General features: G+C 63.6%; 13 protein-coding genes. 9 read left to right on the forward strand and 4 right to left on the reverse strand.

Annotated elements, in window-relative coordinates; all coding sequences use genetic code 11:
• Positions 1-15 precede the first annotated feature (15 nt).
• Positions 16-1959, reverse strand: a complete 1944-nt coding sequence (locus tag L6639_RS15740) for a PrkA family serine protein kinase (RefSeq protein ID WP_237862622.1) — start codon at positions 1957-1959, stop codon at positions 16-18.
• Positions 1960-2257: 298 nt separating this feature from the next.
• A complete protein-coding gene (locus L6639_RS15745) occupies positions 2258-2920 on the reverse strand; it encodes an STM3941 family protein (protein ID WP_237862623.1) in 663 nt (220 codons plus the stop codon).
• A 290-nt stretch (positions 2921-3210) separates the two neighbouring features.
• Here L6639_RS15745 and L6639_RS15750 point away from each other — a divergent pair, with 290 nt between their 5' ends.
• From L6639_RS15750 to L6639_RS15775, 6 genes are read left to right on the forward strand one after another with little or no spacing between them, the layout of a single operon-like run.
• Complete coding sequence (locus tag L6639_RS15750; RefSeq protein ID WP_237862624.1) at positions 3211-6060, forward strand: bifunctional transaldolase/phosoglucose isomerase; 2850 nt, start codon at positions 3211-3213, stop codon at positions 6058-6060.
• Positions 6061-6073: 13 nt separating this feature from the next.
• Positions 6074-7072 (forward strand): phosphogluconate dehydrogenase (NAD(+)-dependent, decarboxylating), encoded by a 999-nt coding sequence (gene gnd, locus L6639_RS15755; RefSeq protein WP_237862625.1) that lies wholly within the window; start codon positions 6074-6076, stop codon positions 7070-7072.
• Positions 7073-7097: 25 nt separating this feature from the next.
• On the forward strand, positions 7098-8609 hold the full coding sequence (zwf, locus tag L6639_RS15760) for a glucose-6-phosphate dehydrogenase (protein ID WP_237862626.1): 1512 nt from the start codon (positions 7098-7100) through the stop codon (positions 8607-8609).
• Positions 8609-9358 (forward strand): 6-phosphogluconolactonase, encoded by a 750-nt coding sequence (gene pgl, locus L6639_RS15765; RefSeq protein WP_237862627.1) that lies wholly within the window; start codon positions 8609-8611, stop codon positions 9356-9358. Before zwf ends, pgl begins: the two co-directional genes overlap by 1 nt.
• The gene (locus L6639_RS15770) at positions 9345-9887 is read left to right on the forward strand and encodes a gluconokinase (RefSeq protein WP_237862628.1); all 543 of its coding nucleotides are present in this window, start codon (positions 9345-9347) and stop codon (positions 9885-9887) included. Before pgl ends, L6639_RS15770 begins: the two co-directional genes overlap by 14 nt.
• Positions 9884-10696, forward strand: a complete 813-nt coding sequence (locus L6639_RS15775; RefSeq protein WP_237862629.1) for a Cof-type HAD-IIB family hydrolase — start codon at positions 9884-9886, stop codon at positions 10694-10696. Before L6639_RS15770 ends, L6639_RS15775 begins: the two co-directional genes overlap by 4 nt.
• Positions 10697-10780: 84 nt before the next feature.
• Here the strand turns inward: L6639_RS15775 and L6639_RS15780 are convergent, their stop codons facing one another.
• Positions 10781-12583: a glycoside hydrolase family 15 protein gene (locus L6639_RS15780; protein ID WP_237862630.1), complete on the reverse strand. Its 1803-nt coding sequence runs from the start codon at positions 12581-12583 to the stop codon at positions 10781-10783.
• Between the two features lie 30 nt (positions 12584-12613).
• Entirely contained in the window at positions 12614-14575 is a 1962-nt protein-coding gene (gene malQ, locus L6639_RS15785; RefSeq protein WP_237862631.1) for a 4-alpha-glucanotransferase, read from the reverse strand.
• Between the two features lie 204 nt (positions 14576-14779).
• On the opposite strand from malQ, the gene L6639_RS15790 reads away from it, so the two are divergent.
• The 3 genes from L6639_RS15790 to glgB are packed head-to-tail and all read left to right on the forward strand — an operon-like array spanning position 14780 to position 22170.
• Complete coding sequence (locus tag L6639_RS15790; protein WP_237862632.1) at positions 14780-16726, forward strand: maltotransferase domain-containing protein; 1947 nt, start codon at positions 14780-14782, stop codon at positions 16724-16726.
• Between the two features lie 10 nt (positions 16727-16736).
• A complete protein-coding gene (gene treS / locus L6639_RS15795) occupies positions 16737-20030 on the forward strand; it encodes a maltose alpha-D-glucosyltransferase (RefSeq protein WP_237862633.1) in 3294 nt (1097 codons plus the stop codon).
• Positions 20023-22170: a 1,4-alpha-glucan branching protein GlgB gene (gene glgB, locus L6639_RS15800; RefSeq protein ID WP_237862634.1), complete on the forward strand. Its 2148-nt coding sequence runs from the start codon at positions 20023-20025 to the stop codon at positions 22168-22170. The genes treS and glgB overlap by 8 nt, the downstream gene beginning before the upstream one ends.

Genomic DNA, 22170 nt, shown 5'->3' on the forward strand with positions numbered 1-22170 from the left:
ACTTTCTCATCCGCCTCAACCGGCTTGCTTCACGCGCATGTACCATTCGACCAGTCGGCGAACCTGACGCTCGGTGTAGCCGCGCTCCACCATGCGTGCCACGAACTCGCCGTGCTTCTTCTCCGTCTCGCCGTCCTTCTTCGAACCGAACGAGATGACCGGAAGCAGGTCCTCGACCTGAGAGAATATCCGCTTTTCGATCACATCGCGAATCTTCTCATAGGAGGTCCAGGTCGGATTCTTGCCGCCGTTCTGGGCCCGGGAGCGTAACGAGAATTTGACGACCTCGTTCCGGAAGTCCTTGGGGTTGGCAATGCCCGCCGGCTTCTCGATTTTCGTCAATTCCTGGTTCAAAAGCTCGCGATCAAGCAGCTGGCCGGTGTCGGGGTCCTTGAAGTCCTGATCCTCGATCCAGGCATCGGCGTAATCGACGTAGCGGTCGAACAGGTTCTGGCCGTAATCCGAGTAGGATTCCAGATAGGCCTTCTGGATTTCGTTGCCGATGAACTCGGCGTAGCGGGGCGCGAGGTCGGCCTTGATGAATTCGAGATAGCGCTTCTCGACTTCCTCGGGCAGCTGCTCGCGGCGGATCGACTGCTCCAGCGCGTACATCAGATGCACGGCGTCGGCGGCGACTTCCTGCGGATCGTGGTTGAAGGTCGCAGCCAAGATCTTGAAGGCGAAGCGGGTGGAGACGCCGTCCATGCCTTCGTCGACGCCGGCGGCATCGCGATATTCCTGGACGCTGCGCGCCTTCGGATCGGACTCCTTCAGGCTTTCGCCGTCATAAACCCGCATCTTGGCAAACACGGTGGAATTCTCGTGCTTGCGCAGGCGCGACATCACCGAGAATCGCGCCAGCGTCTCCAAGGTCGAGGGCGCACACGGCGCGGACGCGAGCTCGGACCCCTGGATCAGCTTCTCGTAGATCTTCTGCTCCTCGGTGACCCGGAGGCAGTAGGGCACCTTGATGACGCAGATGCGGTCGATGAAGGCTTCGTTGTTCTTGTTCGACTTGAAGCTCGCCCACTCCGCTTCGTTGGAGTGCGCGAGGATGACGCCGGTGAACGGGATCGCGCCGATATTCTCGGTGCCGATATAGTTGCCTTCCTGCGTTGCGGTCAGCAACGGATGCAGCATCTTGATCGGTGCCTTGAACATTTCGACGAATTCGAGCACGCCCTGGTTGGCGCGGTTGAGGCCGCCGGAATAGCTGTAGGCGTCGGGATCGTTCTGCGCGTAGGTCTCGAGCTGGCGGATATCGACCTTGCCGACCAGCGAGGAGATGTCCTGGTTGTTCTCGTCGCCGGGCTCGGTCTTGGCGATCGCGATCTGGCGCAGCCGCGACGGCTGGATTTTTGCGACCCTGAATTGAGAAATGTCGCCGCCGAAGGCCTCGAGGCGTTTGTAGCACCACGGGCTCATCAGACCGGTGAGACGCCGGCGCGGAATGCCGTACTTCTCTTCCAGCATCGGTCCGAGCTGATCGGGATCGAACAGGCTGAGCGGGCTCTCGAACACCGGCGAGAGTTCGTCGCCGGCCTTGAGCACGTAGATCGGATGCACTTCCATCAGCGACTTGAGCCGCTCGGCGAGCGAGGATTTGCCGCCGCCGACCGGGCCGAGCAGATAGAGGATCTGCTTACGCTCTTCGAGACCTTGCGCCGCGTGGCGGAAGAACCCGACGATGCGCTCGATGGTTTCTTCCATGCCGTAGAAGCCGGCGAAGGCCGGATAGGTCCGGATCGTGCGGTTCAAAAAAATACGGCCAAGGCGTGGGTCCTTGGCCGTGTCAATTGTCTGGGGCTCACCGATCGCTGCAAGTAGTCGTTCGGCCGCGTTGGCGTATTTCATGGGATCGCTTCGACACGATTCCAGGTATTCAGCCATCGACATGTCGTGCTGGCTTCTCGCCTCGAACGACCGAGCGAAAGCGTTGAATAGAGAATCGTTGTACATGATCCCTCTCCGCGTGAGTTCCGCTACAAGCTGAAACGAAAGCAGTTACTGGACCGTTCCTCAGGCCGCTTCTCGAATCAGCGTGAGCACATGACGATCATTGGACACCCGGGTGCCGACACGACGCAACGCACAAGGTAGGCACTCGCTGAATTACGAACAGGCACTTGCCTGTAATTTGTGCGAATCTCTGTCCATCTTGGCGTATTTCCAGAAATTGTCACTGGCTCGCCACATCCGGGCGATACCGGGGCACCTTCCTCCGGCACTGCAACATGACGATTTGCGAGCGGCAAACTTATGACGCTTGCAAGGCGATCCCGCGGGTGCCGCGTTCATCTTCCTGCTGCAATGCGATGGCCTGATTGTTTGCAGCGGCCGGGTTGGCTGCAGCGTGGCAATCGCGGCAAGCGCGCAGCAGTGTGTCAAAATCGGTCGCCAACCCCTCCGGACGGATAACAATCCGTTCATCCTGCGCGCCGCGCGTGGCGGCACGGATGTAGGAAAGCTGTCGCTGCAAGGCAGGCGTCGGTGTCAGCACAATCGCCTTGCGGCCGCGGCATTCCTCAGCCGAGACATCAGCAATCGACTCCCAGAGCAGAAACTCATTGCCTATCCGCAAGTCGCGGATGCCGAAGAGGGTGACGATCACCACCGGCCCGCGCTCGGCCGGCAGCATCCAGATCAACCAGGCGGTCACAGGGCCGAACAGAGCGACGCCGAGATAGCCTATCGTCGTGTCATAGGGTGCGATCTCGCCCCACCAGTCGAAAGCAAGGCTTGCACTGAGCAGCGTCACCGCGAAGCCTGCCGCGACCAGCAGCCGCATGCGCGTGACGCATTGCCCGACTTCGAGATCATGAGACGAATCGATGCAGGTCGCCGACGGAATCGATTGCCGGTTATCGGCGACGGCAACACCATCAGGACGAGTGTGCATGCTTTCCCCCAGCATGGCCATTCGCAACCGAGCCCCGTGACGATCAGGCGGACCATTCCTCCTGACGACACCTCGCGACGCGAATAATCGACCTCAACCAAAAGCCTCGGCCGACCCATGCCGGCCAAATTATTATTACGCAAAAGCACGACGGCCGCCTGGATCGTCATGATCGCGACGGAGTTAGGCTACGAGTATGACGCCCTTACCCTTGATTGGTTCCCTTCCGGGAGCATGCTAGCTAGAGGATAGCGCGTCAGGACCGGTGCGGAAACCCCCTCCGTCCGCAGGCTTGGAGATAAATAAGCATCATGAATCCCGTCAAAGAACTGGAAAAGCACGGACAAGCCGTCTGGCTGGACTTCCTGGCCCGCGGCTTCATCGCCAAGGGCGACCTGAAGCGGCTGATCGACACCGATGGCGTCAAGGGCGTCACCTCCAATCCCTCGATCTTCGAGAAGGCGATCGGCAGCTCGGACGAATACGACGCCCCGATCGGCAAGGCGCTGAAGCGCGGCGACCGGACCGTGGCCGATCTGTTCGAGGCGGTCGCGGTCGAGGACATCCAGAACGCTGCCGACGTGCTGCGCCCGGTCTATGACCGCCTCAAGGGCGGCGACGGCTATGTCAGCCTCGAGGTCTCGCCCTATCTGGCGATGGACACGTCGGGCACGGTCGCCGAAGCACGGCGGCTCTGGAAGGACGTCAATCGCAAGAACCTGATGGTGAAGGTGCCGGCGACGCCAGAGGGCCTGCCGGCGATCGAAACGCTGATCGGCGACGGCATCAGCATCAACATCACGCTGCTGTTCTCGAAAGCGGTCTACCTCCAGGTCGCCGAGGCGTATATCGCCGGTCTGGAAAAATACGTTGCCGGCGGCGGCGATCCTTCCCATGTCGCGAGCGTGGCCAGCTTCTTCGTCAGCCGGATCGATTCCGTCGTCGACAAGCAGCTCGACGAGAAGATCGCACGGGCCAACGATCCCTCCGAGAAGGAGCGCCTCGCCGCGCTGAAGGGCAAGGTCGCGATCGCCAACGCCAAGGTCGCCTATCAGGACTACAAGCGCCTGTTCGCAGGCCCGCGCTGGGAGAAGCTCGCCGCCAAGGGCGCCAAGCCGCAGCGCATGCTGTGGGCCTCCACCGGCACCAAGAACAAGGACTACAGCGACGTGCTCTATGTCGAGGAGCTGATCGGCCCCGACACCATCAACACCGTGCCGCCGGCGACGCTCGATGCGTTCCGTGACCATGGCAAGCCGCGCGACAGCCTGGAGGAGAATGTCGAAGACGCCTATCGCGTGCTGGAAGAGCTGGAGCGCTCCGGCGTCTCGCTCGACGCCATCACCGAGGAACTGGTCAAGGACGGCGTCAAGCTGTTTGCGGACGCCGCCGACAAGCTCTACGGCGCGGTCGCCCACAAGCGCGCGACCGTGCTCGGCCCCGCGATCGACCGCCAGCTTCTCTCGCTCGGCGACGGCCTCGGCAAGGCCGTGGCCAAGAGCACCGAGGAATGGCGCGCATCGGCAAAAATCCGCAGGCTGTGGCAGCGCGACAAGTCGGTCTGGACCGGGACGGACGAGGACAAATGGCTCGGCTGGCTCGACAGCGCCGCCAAGGCCGATGTCGCCGATTATGAGGACTATGCGAGCCGCGTGAAGGGCCAGAAATTCTCCGACGCCGTCGTGCTCGGCATGGGCGGATCGAGCCTTGGCCCCGAGGTGCTGGCGGAGACGTTTGCCCGGAAGGCCGGCTTCCCGAAGCTGCACGTGCTTGACTCCACCGATCCGGCCGAGGTGCGGGCGATGGAGGCCAAGATCGACATCGCCAACACGGTGTTCATCGTGTCGAGCAAGTCAGGCGGCACCACCGAGCCGAACGCAATGAAGGATTACTTCCACGAGCGCGTCGCGCAGGCCCTCGGCCCGAAGGCCAAGACCGGCTTCCGCTTCATCGCGGTGACCGATCCCCGTTCGTCGCTGGAGAAGGCGGCCAAGAAGCTGAACTATGCCCGCATCTTCCATGGCGAGCCCTCGATCGGCGGCCGCTATTCGGTGCTGTCGCCGTTCGGCCTGGTGCCGGCGGCCACCGCCGGCATCGACGTCAGGACCTTCCTCAAGCATGCGCTGGCAATGGCCCGCTCTTGCGGACCGGACGTGCCGCCAGCCGAGAACCCGGGCGTGCAGCTCGGTCTCGCCATGGGCCTCGCCGGCCTCGAAGGCCGCGACAAGGTGACGATCCTGGCGTCGAAGAAGATCGCCGATTTCGGGGCCTGGGCCGAGCAGCTGATCGCGGAATCGACCGGCAAGGAGGGCAAGGGCCTGATCCCGATCGCCGGCGAGCCGTTGAGGGAGTCCGCGGCTTACGGCAACGACCGTTTCTTCATCGACATTCGCACCGAGGGCGAAACGGATGCCGCCCATGACTCGGCGCTCGCCGGGATCGAAGCAGCCGGTCATCCGGTGGTGCGCATCGTTATGAAGTCGATCGACCATCTCGGCCAGGAGTTCTTCCGCTTCGAGATGGCAACAGCGGTGGCGGGCGCGATCCTCGGCATCAATCCGTTCGATCAGCCTGACGTCGAAGCGGCCAAGATCAAGACCCGTGAGCTGACGTCGGCGTTTGAGAAGACCGGTGCGCTGCCGGCCGAAGAGCCGGTGGTGAGCACCAAAGAGTTCGATCTCTACACCGACGACCACAACGCCGCCGCGTTGCGCACGATGGGCGCCAATGGCGACCTCACCTCCTGGCTCAGGGCCCATATCACCCGCTCGCGGCGCGGCGATTATTTTGCCCTGCTCGGCTACATCGCGCGCGACAAGGCCAACATCGAGGCGCTGCAGGAGATGCGGACGGCCGTGCTGGAGAAGCGACATCTGGCAACCGCCGCCGAATTCGGCCCGCGCTTCCTGCACTCGACAGGCCAGGCCTATAAGGGCGGGCCCGACAGCGGTGTGTTCCTCCAGATCACCGCCGACGACGCCAAGGACCTTCCTGTGCCGGGCCAGAAGGCAAGCTTCGGCGTGATCAAGGCGGCACAGGCGCGTGGCGATTTCGACGTGCTGACCGAGCGCGGCCGGCGCGCGCTTCGCGTGCACCTGAAGGGGCCGCTCAAGAAAGGCCTTGCGGCGCTCAATGCCGCGCTCAACGACGCGCTGAATTAAGGGAATTTCTCACATGCAACTCGGCATGATCGGCCTCGGCCGGATGGGCGGCAACATCGTTCGCCGCCTGATGCGTCAGGGACATTCGACCGTGGTCTATGACAAGGACGCCAAGGCCGTCGCCGGTCTCGCCGCGGACGGCGCGGTCGGCTCGGCGACGCTCGAAGAATTCATCTCGAAGCTGGAGCGGCCGCGCACGGCCTGGGTGATGCTGCCGGCGGGCCGCATCACGGAAGCAACCATCGAGACGATCGCCGGCGTGATGCAGGAGGGCGACGTCATCATCGACGGCGGCAACACCTTCTGGCAGGACGACGTGCGTCGCGGCAAGGCGCTGAAGACGCGCGGCATCCACTATGTCGACGTCGGCACCTCAGGCGGCGTCTGGGGCCTCGACCGCGGCTATTGCATGATGATCGGCGGCGAGAAGCAGGTCGTCGACCGGCTCGATCCGATCTTCGCAGCGCTCGCCCCCGGCGCCGGCGACATTCCGCGCACCGAGGGACGCGAGGGTCGCGATCCCCGCATCGAGCAGGGCTACATCCATGCAGGTCCGGTCGGCGCCGGGCACTTCGTCAAGATGATCCACAACGGCATCGAATATGGCCTGATGCAGGCTTATGCCGAAGGTTTCGACATCCTCAAGAACGCCAACATCGACGCCCTGCCGGCCGATCATCGCTACGATTTCGACCTCGCCGATATCGCCGAGGTCTGGCGCCGCGGCAGCGTGATCCCGTCCTGGCTGCTCGACCTCACCTCGACGGCACTCGCCGACAGCCCACAGCTCGCGGAATATTCCGGCTTCGTGGAGGATTCCGGCGAAGGACGCTGGACCGTGAATGCGGCGATCGACGAAGCCGTGCCGGCCGAAGTGCTGACGGCCGCGCTCTACACACGTTTCCGTTCCCGTCGGGAACACACCTTCGCCGAAAAAATTCTTTCTGCGATGCGCGCGGGATTCGGCGGCCACAAGGAGCCGAAGCAGCCGGACGCTTCGAAGCCAAAATAAGAACTTAAGCGAAGGCCCAACGTTCGTGACAAAAGACCCGCAACCAAAGCGCAAGCCGGAAAACTGCGCCTTCGTCATTTTCGGCGTCACCGGCGATCTCACCCATCGCCTGGTGATGCCGTCCCTCTACAATCTCGCGGCCGAGCACCTGCTGCCGGAAAAGTTCTGCGTCGTCGGCGTGGCCCGCAGGGGCCAGTCGGACGACGAGCTGCGCGACGGCCTGCTGAAGGGCCTGAAGCAATTCGCAACGCGGCCCGTGGACGACGACATCGCCACAAGGCTGCTGGAATGCGTGACCTTCGTCGAAGCCGACGCAAAGGACCCGCCCTCCTTCGATCGTCTGCGCGAGCATCTGGATTCGCTGGAATGCGCGCAGGACACCGGCGGCAACCGGCTGTTCTATCTGGCAACCCCGCCGGCCGCGTTCGCGCCGACCGCGCGCGAGCTCGGCCGCACCGGCATGATGAAGGAGAATGGCGCCTGGCGCCGCCTCGTAATCGAAAAGCCATTCGGCACCGATCTCGCCTCGGCCAAGGCGTTGAACGCCGAGCTCTTGAAGATCATGGACGAGCACCAGATCTACCGGATCGATCATTATCTCGGCAAGGAGACGGTGCAGAACATCCTGGTGCTGCGCTTTGCCAACGGCATGTTCGAGCCGATCTGGAATCGCAACCACATCGACCACATCCAGATCACCGTCGAGGAGAAGCTCGGCGTCGGCCATCGCGGCGGCTTCTACGATGCCACCGGCGCGCTGCGCGACATGGTGCCGAACCATCTGTTCCAGCTGATGTCGCTGGTCGCGATGGAGCCGCCGGCGCGCTTCGACGCGCATTCGGTTCGCTCCGAGAAGGCCGACGTGCTGACCTCGATCCAGCAGCCAAGCCGGGAAGAAGCGCTGAGAAATTCGGTGCGCGCGCAATATCTCGCAGGCCGCATCGGCGACGAGGACATCATGGACTATCGCAAGACCGAAGACGTCAAGCCCGGCAGCACCACCGAGACCTTTGTCGCGCTGAAGCTGATGATCGACAATTGGCGCTGGGCCGGCGTACCGTTTTACTTGCGCACGGGCAAGGCACTGGGCCACAAGCGCACTGAGGTGGCGATCAAGTTCAAGCAGGCGCCGCTGTCGATGTTTTCAGGCACGACGGTCGACCGTCTCTCGCAAAACTTCCTCACCATCGGCATTGCGCCGACCGAAACCATCGAGCTTCAGTTCAATGCAAAAATCCCGGGGCCGAGCATCACCATCGACGGCGTCGAGATGAAGTTCAAATATGGCGACTATTTCCGCGCCGATCCGTCCACCGGCTACGAGACGCTGATCTACGACTGCATGATCGGCGACAACATCCTGTTCCAGCGCGCCGATGGCATCGAGGCCGGCTGGGCGGCGGTGCAGCCGTTCCTCGACGCCTGGAAGACCGCGGGCGACAATGGCATCGAGACCTATGAAGCCGGCAGCGACGGCCCGGCCTGCGCTGACGAGCTGCTGCGGCGCGACGGCCGAAGCTGGCGGAAGCTTTTGTGATGGCGACAGCCGCAGAGCCTAAGCTGATCGTCGTCGCGGACGCCGAAGCCCTCGCACAAGCCGCCGCCGAGCGGGCGATCGCCCGCATCGCAGCCAATCCCGGCCGCATCGCGATTTGCCTCACCGGCGGGTCGAGCCCGAAGAAGCTGTATCAGCTGTTCGGTAGCGAGGCTTGGCGCGGCAAGATCCCCTGGGATCGCGTGCATTGGTTCATCGGCGATGAGCGCTTTGTCGGCACGAGCGATCCGCTCAACAATATGGCCGTCGCTCGCGCCACGTTTCTCGATCGCAACGCGCCGTCAGGCCATATCCATCCGATTCCGACCCTGGTTGAAAATCCGGATGAGAGCGCTGCGGCGTATGCACACGAATTGCAAGCCTTCTACGGATCTGAAAGCCTCGATCCGGCACGGCCGTTGTTCGATCTCGTCCTGATGGGTGCGGGGCCCGATGGGCATACCGCCTCGCTGTTTCCCGGCTATCCCGGTATCGAGGAAACTGCGCGCTGGGTCGTCGGCGTGCCCAAAGCCAATGTCGCGCCCTTCGTGCCGCGGGTCTCGCTGACGCTTCCCACGCTGGCCTCGTGTCACGAGATGCTGTTCGAGATTGCAGGGCACGACAAGCAGCCGATCTTGACGCGCCTGCTCAATGGCGAGAATCTGCCGGCGTTACGCGCGCGCTCGCATGGTGAGACCGTCTGGCTGGTCGACCGGGCCGCGCTTCCGGAGGGGATTCGTGGCGGGCACTAAAGCACCTTGTGCGTTGATCGTGATGGGCGTGTCGGGTTCGGGCAAGAGCACGATTGCAGCTGCGCTGGGCGACCGCCTCGGCTGGCGATTCGAGGATGGCGACAGCTTCCACCCCAAGAACAATGTCGAGAAAATGCGGGCCGGCCATCCCCTCACCGATGAGGACCGCTGGCCCTGGCTCAACGCCATCGCCGACGAGATCGCGCGGGCCTGCGGCAAGGGCGAGCCAATCATCATCGCCTGTTCGGCGCTCAAGCATACCTATCGCGAGGTGCTGCTGCGCGGGCGCGACGACGTCCGCTTCGTGTTCCTGAAGGGCACGCAGGAGCTCATCGCCGATCGGCTGGCGCATCGCAAGGGCCATTTCATGCCGCCCGGACTGCTCACCAGCCAGTTCAACACGCTGGAGCCGCCGGAGGCGAGCGAGCACGTCATCACGGCCTCGATCGACGAATCCGTCGAAGCAATCGTCGATGGCATCGTGCGGCAGCTGAAAATCGACGGCGGGAAAAGCAGGGCCGAGCCATGACGAAAATCTCACTGATCGTTTCCGACGTCGACGGCACGCTGCTGACCAAGGACAAGACGCTGACGGAGCGCGCGCGGAGCGCGGTGCAGCGGCTGCACCAGGCCGGCATCGGCTTCACCATCACCTCCAGCCGGCCTGCGATCGGCATGCGCTTCCTGATCGAGCCGCTGGCGTTGTGGCTGCCGGTCGGCCCGTTCAACGGCTCCTCGATCGTCGATCCCGAGATGAATCCGGTCGAGCAGCATCTGATCCCGAAGGACGCGGCCGAGCGCAGCTTGCAGATCCTCCGGGAGTTCGGCGCCGACATCTGGCTTTTCACTTACGACAAATGGCTGATCGATAACCCCAGCGGTAAATACGTCGCGCATGAGCAGCACACGATCCGCTCAGATCCCACCATCGTGACGGATTTTGCACCGCATCTCGCCAGCGCCTGCAAGATCGTCGGCGCCAGCGCCGATGCGGCGGGCCTCGAGGCTTGCGAGAAGGCGATGCAGCAGGCGCTCGGCAGCGAGGCGACCGCGGTCCGCTCCCAGACCTATTATCTCGACATCACCCCGCCCGGCTTCAACAAGGGCACGTTCGTGCAGGCCATGGCCAAGCGGCTCGGCATTTCCCTGGATGCGGTCGCCACCATCGGCGACATGCAGAACGACCTCGCCATGTTCCGCGTCAGCGGCACCTCGATCGCCATGGGCAACGCCACTGACAGCGTCAAGGACCAGGCCACCAACGTCACCGCGAGCAACGAGCAGGACGGGTTTGCCGAGGCGATGGAGATGATCTTGAAGCGGAATGGGGTGGGCTAGAGCTTAATTGCGTCAAGTGCGCAGCTGGTCGTACCTCTCCCCAGCGGGGAGGGGTTAAGACCCTCCCCTACCGCGCGCTCCCTACTATTTCGACCGCTGCATCGCCGGCTTATCGCTGGCGTGCCTGGCCGCCGAGAGATTATGCGCGGTGTTGATCAGCGCGATATGCGTCAGCGCCTGCGGGAAATTGCCGGTCTGGCGGCGTGCGACGGGATCATATTCTTCGGCGAGGAGCCCGACGTCGTTGGCAAGCCCTGCGATGCGATCGAACAGCGCCTGCGCCCGATCGAGGTCGCCCGCGAGCACGTGGGCATCGGCCAGCCACAGGGTGCAGGCCAGGAACGCGCCCTCGATCGGCTGGGTCTCCTCGGAGACCTCGCGCGGGTCATGCCGCAGCACGAAGCCGTCGCGCATCATGTGCTTCTCGACGGCCGCGATGGTGCCGCGGATGCGCGGATCGTCGGCCGGCAGGAAGCCGACACCCGGCAGCAGCAGCACGCTCGCATCGAGCAGTTTTGAGCCGTAGGACTCGACGAAAGCGTTCTCTTCCGCGTCAAAGCCTCTGTTGCAGACGTCGCGATGGATCGCCTCGCGCAAGGTGCGCCAATGCAGCAGCGGCGCCTTGAAGCCAAAAGTCTCGGCGCTCTTGATGGCGCGGTCAAAGGCGACCCAGGTCATCACCTTGGAGAAGACGTAGTGCCTCGGCTGGCCGCGCCGCTCCCAGATGCCATGGTCGGGATGGTCCCAGACCTCGGCGAGATGATTCAGCACCGCACATTCCAGCGCCCAGGTCGCCTCATCGTCGAGTTGGAGCTTGGCCATACGCGACTGGTGGAAGGCATCGATCAGCTCGCCGTAAACGTCGAGCTGAAGCTGCGCATGCGCGGCATTGCCGACACGCACCGGCTGGGCGCCCTCATAGCCATCGAGCCAGCTTGCCTCCCATTCCAGCAGCCGGCGCTGGCCCCAGATGCCGTACATGATCTGCATGTTGGCGGGCGAGCCGGCGGCCGCGCGCAGCAGCCAATTGTGCCAAGCCAAGGCTTCGTCAGTGTAGCCCGAGTTCATCAGCGCCAGCAGCGTGAAGGTGGCATCGCGCAGCCAGCAGAAGCGGTAGTCCCAGTTCCTGGCGCCGCCGAGCTTTTCCGGCAGCGAGGTGGTCGGCGCCGCGACGATGCCCCCTGTCGGGCCGAATGTCAGCGCCTTCAGCGTGATCAGCGAACGCATGATGAGATCGCGATACTCGCCGTCATGCGTGGAACGGCTTGACCACTCCTTCCAGAATTTTTCGGTCTCCCGGAGCGCGATATCAGGGTCGATCGATTCAGGCGGATCGAGATGTGAGGGACCGTAGGTCAGCACGAACGGCACGGTCTCGCCGGCCCTGACCTCGAAATCGGACACCGTGGTGAGATCCTCGCCGCGCGTCTCGACCGGCGTGCGCAGCACCGTCATGTCCTGGCCGGCGACCGCCAGCAGTGAATGGTCGATCCGCCTCACCCAGGGAATATCGACACCGAAGCCGAAACGGATGACAAGCTCCATCCGCATCTTCACCGTGCCCTTGACGCCGCGCACCAGCCGCACGATGTCGGACGCCTTGCCGCGCGGCGGCATGAAGTCGACCAGCGCGACGGTGCCGCTCCCGGTCTCAAAGCGCGTTTCGAGGATGAGGGTGTTGCCGAGATAGCGGCGCGAGATACTTGTGACGTCCTCGCTCGGCGCGACCAGCCACCGACCGTTCTTGTGCGTGCCGAGGATCGCGGCAAAGCAGGCGTCAGAATCGAAGGCCGGCCAGCACAGCCAATCGATCGAGCCGTTGCGCCCGACCAGCGCCGCGGTCTCGCAGTCGCCGATCAGCGCATAGTTCTCGATCTTCTGAGACAATGTTTTGCGAGCCTAGGAAATCCCCGGATATCAACGCCCACCGATGAGCGAACGTTCCCGCGTCGCGGCCTTCAAAGCCGCGAGATCGACCTTGGCAGCGATCTGATCGAGTGCGACGGGAAGCCGCTGCCGCCAATTCGGGTGCTCGTCGATCGTGCCGGGAATGTTGGGCTGGTCGATCACGCCGAGCAGGTCTTCCATCGACACCGCGAGCAGCCGCGACGGCGTGCGCGACAGGAAGCCGAGCACCGAGTAGAGGTCGTTGGCGTTGATCCCGTTCTGGTGCAGAATCTGATCGAGCGCGCCGAGCGCGTCCCAACGTGCCTGCTCGTTCTCCCCGGGATCGAGCCCGAGCGACAGCTTCATCTTGAGATCGCCGAACGAGCGCCAGCCAGCATAGGTGCATAGATCATGCGTGTTGAGCGTGACCAGCGCGTTCGGCCGGTAGTGGTCGACATTGCGGAAATGGCCGGCATCGTCGCGCTCGAACATCATGACCAGGTAGGACCAGATGCCGAAATCCTGCATGGTCTCGCGGAAGCCTTCGGGCACGGTGCCGAGGTCCTCGCCGATCACGATGCATTTGTGGGTAACGCTCTCGCACACGACCGCCGCGAGCAGCGCCTCCAGCGGCATCTGCACATAGGCGCCGTTATCGGGCTTGAAGCCGCGCGGCACCAGATAAAGCCGCTTCAGCCCCAGCACGTGATCGAGCCTGATGGCGCCGGCATGCCGCATCGAGGCGGCCAGCATGTTCGCGAAGGGCACGAAGGACTGCGCCTCCAGGCCGCCTGCGTTGAAGCCGGCAAGGCCCCAATCCTGACCGACGGTATTGAGGACATCAGGCGGCGCGCCGACCGCAAGGTGGCGGGAGATTGACGTCTGTTCGTTCCAGGCATCGAAGCCGTTGGATTGCACGCCGACGGCAACGTCGAGATAGAGCCCGACGCGCATGCCGAGCTCGGCGGAGAGCTCCTTGGCGGCGCGCAATTGGCTATCCGCCGTCCATTGCACGAATTCGACGAACTCGACCTTGTGCCTGTCGGGTCCCTTGCGCATTTCAGCGCATTTGGCATCGTCCGGCTGCTGCCATTCCACTGGCCATTCCCACCACGGCACATTGAAACGATGCCGAAGCACCTCGAAGCAGGCGAAGCGTGACAACAGCGGCCCGCGGTCCGCTCGAAACGCATCGAACTGGTTACGCCGGACACCGGTCGCGGTCTTCAAGAAGCTGTCAAAGGCAGCACGGAGGCCCAGCCATTTCAGCGCCGCCATGTCGGCGTAAGGGACACGATCGCCTTGGCGCAGCCGCGTGGCGGTCGTGGCGGCGTCCGGGACGAGGTCGGCCGAATATTCGGGAATGGCCTCGACGTCGATATACAGCGGATTGAGAAACAGCCGGCTGTTCGGCGAATAGGGGCTGCAATCGGCCGGATGATCGTCGAACAGCACATGCAGCGGATTGAGCCCGACGCCGTCAGCCCCCAGCCGCTTGGCGAGCCTGACAAGACCGGCGAGATCGGTGAAATCGCCGATGCCCCAATTGCGGTCGGAGCGAACGGAGTAGAGCTGCACGGCCAGCAGCCAGCCGCGGTCAAACTCGCCGCCAAAGGCGCGCTCGGGTGCCACGATCATCGGCACCTCTTCCGTCGCGCCCGTAGCATCGGTCAGCGTCAGCCGGTGGTAACCGAGCGGCAGGCCGGCGGGCCAGGCGATAACAGGCTCGCGCGTCTCGCCCTGCCCGATCACATTGCCCTTGCCGGTGATTTTCCATTGCAGCGGCGCCGTGCCGACGGCAGCAAGCTCGGTGCGCGGATTGCCCAGCGCGCGCACCACCACCGGACCGCTGACGAAGCGATAGACCCGCTTCTCCGGCAGGGCATCGAGGATGGATTTGAGCGCCTCGGGCGCGGTGACCCGCAGCTTGCCGAGGGCGTCGACAAATTCGGATTGGACGCCCTTGGTCTGGGCTTGAGCTAAAAGATCCATTCGGCACGCAGCTTGCAGGCCATTGTCTGGCCGGGGGCATGGATTTTAACGAGGTCGCGGAAGAGGTTAGTCAGGGGTAACTCCCAAACCGCACCTGCCGTTCCCATGGGAACCAATGACACACAAGCGGCTTTCTATAGTGGTACCAAGCGTAGGTTCCCGACAAGGGAAACGGGCTCCTGCTTTCTTGTCAATGGCATCACCGTGAACAAGACAATTCAAACTGTCGAGAGTGCCGCCGCCGGCAGCGCTTTCCTCATCGAAGATATCTATCCGTTGATCGATGGCGGCCGCTTCGCCGTGAAGCGGATCGCGGGCGATCGGGTCGAGGTGTGGGCCGACATCTATCGCGACGGCGACGCCACCATCAGCGCGGCGCTGGTCTGGCGCGGCGAGCAAGACCGTGAATGGCGGCGCGAGCCCATGATCCATCATGGCGACGACCGCTGGTCCGGCGCGTTCACGCCGACCGAAGCAGGGCAATATGTCTATGCCATCGAAGCCTGGACCGACGAATTCGCCACCTGGCGCCACGGGGTCGAGCGCAAGCAGCTCTCCGGTGGCGACGTGACGCTCGATGCGATCGAGGGCGCTGGCCTTTTGACCAAGGCGCATGGCGCGCAACAGGACGCCGCGGCCGTGATCGTCAGGCAATGCGAGGACTATCTCCAGAACGGCGACGTCACCTCGCTGCTCGCAACCGACCTCGGCGAGGCCATGGCCGAGAGCCAGGCGCGGCTGGACCTGACCCGCTCGCCGAACTTCCCGCTTGTTATCGACCGCGACAGGGCGCGCTTCGGCGCCTGGTATCAGATGATGCCGCGTAGCCAGAGCGCGGTTGCCGGCCAGCACGGCACGCTCCGCGACTGCATCGCGCGCGTGCCCGATATCGCGGCGATGGGCTTTGACGTCTTGTACTTCACGCCAATCCATCCGATCGGCCGCACAAGCCGAAAGGGCCGCAACAACGCGCCTGTCGCAACCGAGGGCGAGCCCGGGTCGCCCTATGCGATCGGCTCGGCTGAGGGCGGCCACGATGCTCTGCATCCCGAGCTCGGCACCATCGAGGATTTCCGCGCGCTGGTCGCGACCTGCCTCGAATTCGGCCTCGAGATCGCGCTCGATTTCGCCGTGCAATGCTCGCCCGATCATCCCTGGCTGACGCAGCATCCGGAATGGTTCAAATGGCGACCGGACCGTTCGGTGCGGACGGCGGACGGCCCCTATTCTGATATCGTGATCCCCGATTTCGCCTCGGTCGACCGGGCCGGGCTGTGGAATGCGTTTCGCGACGCCATGCTGTTCTGGATCGACCATGGCGTAACCATCTTCGCGATCGACAATCACGACACCGCGCCGCTGCCGTTCTGGGAGTGGCTGATCCACGAGATTCGTCAGCGGCATCCCGAGGTGATCCTGTTCTCCAAGACGTTTGCGCGGCCGAAGCTGATGAAGGGCCTCGCCAAGCTCGGCTTTGCGCAGTCCTTCAGCTATTTCCCCTGGCGCACAGGAAAGTGGGAGCTGGAGCAATATCTCGGCGAGCTCTCGCGCTATCCGGAGCGGGATTTCTATCGGGCAAACCTGTTCGTCAACACGCCGGACCTGCTGCCGTATCATTTGCAGAGCGGCGAAGCCTGGATGTTCAAGTCGCGCGTCGCGCTGGCGGCAACGCTGTCAGGGAATTACGGCCTCTATAGCGGCTTCGAGCTGCTCGAGCACGAGGCCGTGCCCGGCCGCGAAGAATATCAAGATTCCGAGAAGTACCAGATCCGCCAGCGCGACTGGGACAAATCAGGCAATATCAAACCCTGGATCACGACACTCAACCGTATCCGCAACGACAACGCCGCGCTCCAGCAGACCAGCAATCTGCGCTTCCTCGGCATCGAGGACGGCGAGACCATCGCCTTCGTCAAGGAGGCCGCTGAACCGGTGAACGCGATCATCGCGGCCATCGCCCTCTCGCGCCATGCGCGCGAGATCTGGTTGCCGCTCGGCGACCTCACCATCGATGTCGGCGGCGAGCGCCGCCACGTCACCGCAATCGAAAATCTCATGACAGGCGAACAGTCCCGCATCGAATGGGGCGGGATCAAATTGCGTATCGATCCCGACCGCGATCCGGCCCTGCTCTTCCGCTGCCTGGCGTAAGGATCACGCCATGAATGTTCTGTCTTCCGTCGACACCAAGAAGGCCGAGGCTGCCGCGATCGCGGACGAGCTCTGGTACAAGGACGCCATCATCTACCAGCTCCACGTCAAGGCCTTTGCCGACAGCAACAATGACGGCATCGGCGATTTCGCAGGGCTGACCGAGAAGCTGCCTTATCTGCAGGATCTTGGCGTCACTGCGCTGTGGCTGCTGCCGTTCTACCCCTCGCCCGGCCGCGACGACGGCTACGACATCGGCGATTACGGCGCGGTCAATCCCGATTTCGGGACGATGAAGGACTTCAAGCGCTTCATCCAGGAAGCGCAGAAGCGCGGCCTGCGCGTCATCACCGAGCTGGTCGTCAACCACACGTCCGACCAGCACAATTGGTTCAAGCGCGCGCGCCGCAGCCCGGCCGGCTCGAGCGCTCGCGACTGGTATGTGTGGAGCGACACCGACCAGAAATACCAGGGCACGCGCATCATCTTCACCGACACCGAGAAGTCGAACTGGACCTGGGATCCCGAGGCCGGCGCGTTCTACTGGCACCGCTTCTTCTCGCACCAGCCCGACCTCAATTTCGACAATCCGCGCGTCGTCAGCGCCATCATTCAGGTGATGAAGCGCTGGCTGGACGCCGGCGTCGACGGCTTCCGCCTGGACGCCATTCCCTATCTCTGCGAGCGCGAGGGCACCTCGAACGAGAACCTCCCGGAGACGCATGCGATCATCAAGCGCCTGCGCCACGAGCTCGACGCCTATTCCAAGGGAAAGCTGCTGCTGGCTGAGGCCAATCAATGGCCGGAGGACGTGCAGGAATATTTCGGCCGTGGCGACGAGTGCCACATGGCCTACCATTTCCCGCTGATGCCACGCATCTACATGGCGATCGCGCAGGAGGACCGTTTCCCGATCACCGACATCCTGCGCCAGACGCCTGATATTCCCGCGAGCTGCCAATGGGCGCTGTTCCTGCGCAACCATGACGAGCTGACGCTGGAGATGGTGACCGACGTCGAGCGCGACTATCTCTGGACCACCTACGCCAACGATCCCCGCGCCCGTATCAACGTCGGCATCCGCAGGCGCCTCGCGCCACTGATGGACAACGACCGGCGCAAGATCGAGCTGATGAACTCGCTGCTGCTGTCCTTCCCCGGCACGCCGATCATCTATTACGGCGACGAGATCGGCATGGGCGACAACATCTATCTCGGCGACCGCAACGGCGTGCGCACACCGATGCAGTGGAGCCCGGACCGCAATGGCGGCTTCTCCCGCGCCGATCCCGCCCGTCTCTATGCGCCGCTGATCATGGACCCCGTCTACGGCTACGAATCAGTCAACGTGGAGGCACAGTCGCGCAGCCTGTCCTCGCTGCTGAACGCGACCAAGCGGCTGATCTCGGTACGCAAGTCGACGCTCGCCTTCGGCCGCGGCACCATGACCTTCATCCGCCCGGCCAACCGCGCCGTGCTGGCCTATGTCCGGCAATATCGCGACGAGGTCATCCTCTGTGTCGCCAATCTGTCGCGCGCGGCGCAGGCGACCGAGCTCGATCTGTCGCCGTGGAAGGATCGCATCCCGCAGGAGATGCTCGGCCGTACGCGTTTTCCGGCGATCGGCGAATTGCCCTACATGATCACGCTGGGGCCCTATGGCTTCTATTGGTTCCAGCTCCAGGAGCGCGACAAATCCGAGCCGGTGGTGCCGCGCGCGGTGCCGGAATTCGAAACGCTGGTGGTGCCTGTCAACTCCAACTGGGTGTCGCTTGCCCGTGAGCGCGGCGTGTTCGAGCGCGACGTGCTGCCGGGATTCCTGTCGCGCACGCGCTGGTATCCCGAACACGATCCCAAGCACATCAAGGCTGCGCTGACGTCAGCAGTGCCGTTCAGCGACATCGGCGACAACAGGCCGTGGATCGCGTTCTTCGAGACGACGGACGACGAAGTCGCGACGCGCTACGTGCTGCCGATGCAGATCGAGTGGGTCCGCTTCGACCGCGAGCGCTTCAATCCGAGGGCACTCGCCGCCGTGCGCCAGGGCGCACGCGAAGGCACGCTGCTCGACGTCGCCACCGACCAGATCTTCATCGGGCTTTTCCTGCGAGGCTTGTCGCAGAATCTCGTCGTGGACGAGAACAATCTGCGGCTCGAGTTCAAGCCGACAAGCCGGTTCGCGGATTACACCGTGAAGGAGCCTGCGCGCATTCGGACGGTCGAGCAATCGAACAGCACGGCGCTGGTCGACAATCAGTATGTCGCCAAGATCTATCGTCGGCTCGAGAGCGGCAGCAACCCCGAGATCGAAATCGGCAATTATCTCACCGAGGTCGCGCGCTTTCCCAACACACCAGCGCTGCTCGGCAGCGTCGAGCTGGTCGAGGGCGTCAGCCGCAGCGCGCTCGGCGTGCTGCATGCCTATGTCGAGAACCAGGGTGACGGCTGGGCCGTCACCACGGGCTACCTCGACCGCTATATCGACGAGCAGCGGGTGCTGCCGCCGGATGAAATGCACCGCGAGACCCAGGAGCAGTCACCCTATTTGCACTTCGTGGCGCAGATTGGCCGTCGGCTCGCCGAGTTGCACATGGCGCTCGCCGCCGCAAAATCCCCCGACCTTGCCCCTGAACCGATCGGCAAAGCCGACGTCAAGCGCTGGACGACAGACCTCAAGGCAAGGGCCGAGCGGGTCTTCGACCGGCTGGCCGATGCCCGGGACGGCCTGCGCGAGGCTGACCGGCCCCTGATCGATCAGCTCGTCGCGATGCGCGCGACCTTGCCCGGCCACGTCAATGCGCTCTTGCCATCCGACATCGGCGGGTTGAACATCCGTCATCATGGCGACTTCCGCCTCGGGCAAACTCTGATCGTGAAGGACGACATCTTCATCATCGATTTCGACGGCGATCCGCACCTCACCCTGGTCGACAAGCGGCGCAAGCTGCCTGCCGCGCGCGATGTCGCCGGCCTGGTCCGCTCGATCGATCTTTCGGTTAACGCCGCGCTTGGCCGGGCGCTGTCGGGCGGGGGTCATGAACACGGCCGGATTACGGCCGCGCTCGACGAATGGCGCGAGCGCGCCACCGCGACCTTCCAGTCCGCCTATCGTGAGGCCATGACCGACCGGCGGCTCTGGCCGGAAGACGCACATTCCGCGGAAAGCATGTTAAGGTTTTTCCTGCTTGATCTAGCGTTCGACGAGGTAGAGTACGAGCTGTCCCACCGGCCCGAAGGGCTCCATGCGCCGCTGACCGGCCTGCTTCGCATTCTGTCCAGTGCCGGGAGCGAAGCCCATGCCTAAACTGCCAGCCGAAGCCTACGCCATCATCGAGGGGCGCCACTCCGATCCCTTCCACTATCTCGGGATGCATCCCGAGGGTGGCAAGAGCGTGGTGCGCGCCTTCCTGCCGGAGGCCTCCAATGTCGAGGCGGTCGGTGAGCATGGCGAAGTCGCGCCGCTCGACCGCGTCCACGATTCCGGCCTGTTCATCGGCGCCCTGCCCAACGGCTCGAAGCACTACCAGCTTCGCGCCAAATTCGGCGACAAACTCGTCGAGTTCGAGGACGCCTATCGCTTTCCGCCAATCCTGACCGATTTCGACCTCTATCTGCTCGGCGAAGGCACGCATCAGCGGCTCTACGACAAGCTCGGCGCCCATCCGATGCGGCTGGACGGCATCGACGGTATCGGTTTCGTCGTGCTCGCTCCGAATGCGCGGCGGGTGTCCGTGGTCGGCGATTTCAATTTCTGGGACGGGCGGCGTCATCCGATGCGCGTGCGCGGCGCCGGCTATTGGGAATTGTTCATTCCGCATGCCAAATCCGGCGATCATTACAAGTTCGAGATCATCGGACCGCATGGCCATCTGCTGCCGCTGAAGTCCGACCCGATGGCGTTTGCCAGCGAAGTGCGGCCGAAGACGGCGTCGATCGTGTTCGACGAGGCGCATCTGCCGCGGCCTCGCCCGGCGCCCGACGGCATCAACGCGCTGTCGGCGCCGATGTCGATCTACGAGGTCCATCTCGGCTCGTGGCGGCGCAAGAGCGGCAACGAATGGCTAACCTATCGCGAACTCGCCGAGCAACTGCCGGCCTATGCCCGCGACATGGGCTTCACCCACCTCGAATTCCTGCCGGTGAGCGAGCATCCGTTCGACGGCTCCTGGGGCTATCAGCCGACCGGCCTCTATGCGCCGACCAGCCGTTTCGGCTCGCCTGAGGAGTTTGCCGCGCTGATCGATGCCTGCCATCGCGAGGGCATCGGCGTGCTGCTCGACTGGGTGCCCGGACATTTCCCTGATGATCCGCACGGGCTCGGCAGCTTCGACGGCACGGCGCTGTATGAGCACGCCAACCCGCTGCAGGGCCGCCACCTCGACTGGGGCACGCTGATCTACAATTACGGCCGCACCGAAGTGACGAACTTCCTCGTGTCGAACGCGCTGTTCTGGCTCGAGCGCTACGCTATCGACGGCCTGCGCGTCGATGCGGTCGCGTCCATGCTTTATCTGGACTACAGCCGCCCGCCCGGTGCCTGGATTCCGAACCAGTACGGCGGCCGCGAGAACATCGAGGCGATCAACTTCCTGCGCCGCTTCAACACCGAGCTGTTCGCGCGCTTCCCGCAGGCGACCACGGCAGCCGAGGAATCCACCGCATGGCCGCAGGTCTCGCGCCCGGTCGAATTCGGCGGGCTCGGTTTCGGCTACAAGTGGAACATGGGCTGGATGCACGACACGCTGAACTACATCAGCAAGGATCCGATCCACCGCAAATATCATCACGGCGATATCCTGTTCGGCCTGCACTACGCCTTCTCGGAAAACTTCATCCTGCCGCTGTCGCATGACGAGGTCGTGCACGGCAAGCGCTCGATCTTCGGCCGCATGCCCGGCGACGAATGGCAGCGCTTTGCGAACCTGCGCGCCTATTACAGCTTCATGTTCGGCCATCCCGGCAAGAAGCTGCTGTTCATGGGCGGCGAGATCGCGCAAAGCCGCGAATGGAATCACGACCAGTCGCTCGACTGGCACCTGCTGGAATACAAGTACCATTCCGGCGTCCAGGCGCTGGTCCGCGACCTCAACCGGCTCTATCGCGCGGTGCCGGCGCTGCACCAGATGGATTGCGATCAGGCCGGCTTCGAATGGCTGATCACCGACGATGCCAACCGCAATGTCTTTGCCTGGCTGCGCAAGGGCTTTGACGAGCACGCGCGGTGTCTCGTGGTCATCAACTTCTCACCCAATGTCTATCGCAACTATCGCGTCCCCGTGCCCTTTGCCGGCAAGTGGAAAGAGGTGTTCAACTCGGACTCCGCCCATTATGGCGGCACCAATGTCGGCAACATCGGCGAGGTGCAAACCGTTGCCGGCAAGTCGCCCGAGCTTCGTCTCACCATTCCGCCGCTCGCCGCGATCTTCCTCGTTCCGGAAAGCTGA

This window comes from Bradyrhizobium zhengyangense (assembly GCF_022012555.1).
In the GTDB taxonomy this organism is placed as follows: domain Bacteria; phylum Pseudomonadota; class Alphaproteobacteria; order Rhizobiales; family Xanthobacteraceae; genus Bradyrhizobium; species Bradyrhizobium zhengyangense.

Coding starts and splice junctions, on each gene's coding strand:
- L6639_RS15740 (WP_237862622.1), bottom strand. CDS start 1,959: ATGTACAACGATTCTCTATTCAACGCTTTCGCTCGGTCGTTCGAGGCG.
- L6639_RS15745 (WP_237862623.1), bottom strand. CDS start 2,920: ATGGCCATGCTGGGGGAAAGCATGCACACTCGTCCTGATGGTGTTGCC.
- L6639_RS15750 (WP_237862624.1), top strand. CDS start 3,211: ATGAATCCCGTCAAAGAACTGGAAAAGCACGGACAAGCCGTCTGGCTG.
- gnd (WP_237862625.1), top strand. CDS start 6,074: ATGCAACTCGGCATGATCGGCCTCGGCCGGATGGGCGGCAACATCGTT.
- pgl (WP_237862627.1), top strand. CDS start 8,609: ATGGCGACAGCCGCAGAGCCTAAGCTGATCGTCGTCGCGGACGCCGAA.
- L6639_RS15775 (WP_237862629.1), top strand. CDS start 9,884: ATGACGAAAATCTCACTGATCGTTTCCGACGTCGACGGCACGCTGCTG.
- malQ (WP_237862631.1), bottom strand. CDS start 14,575: ATGGATCTTTTAGCTCAAGCCCAGACCAAGGGCGTCCAATCCGAATTT.
- treS (WP_237862633.1), top strand. CDS start 16,737: ATGAATGTTCTGTCTTCCGTCGACACCAAGAAGGCCGAGGCTGCCGCG.
- glgB (WP_237862634.1), top strand. CDS start 20,023: ATGCCTAAACTGCCAGCCGAAGCCTACGCCATCATCGAGGGGCGCCAC.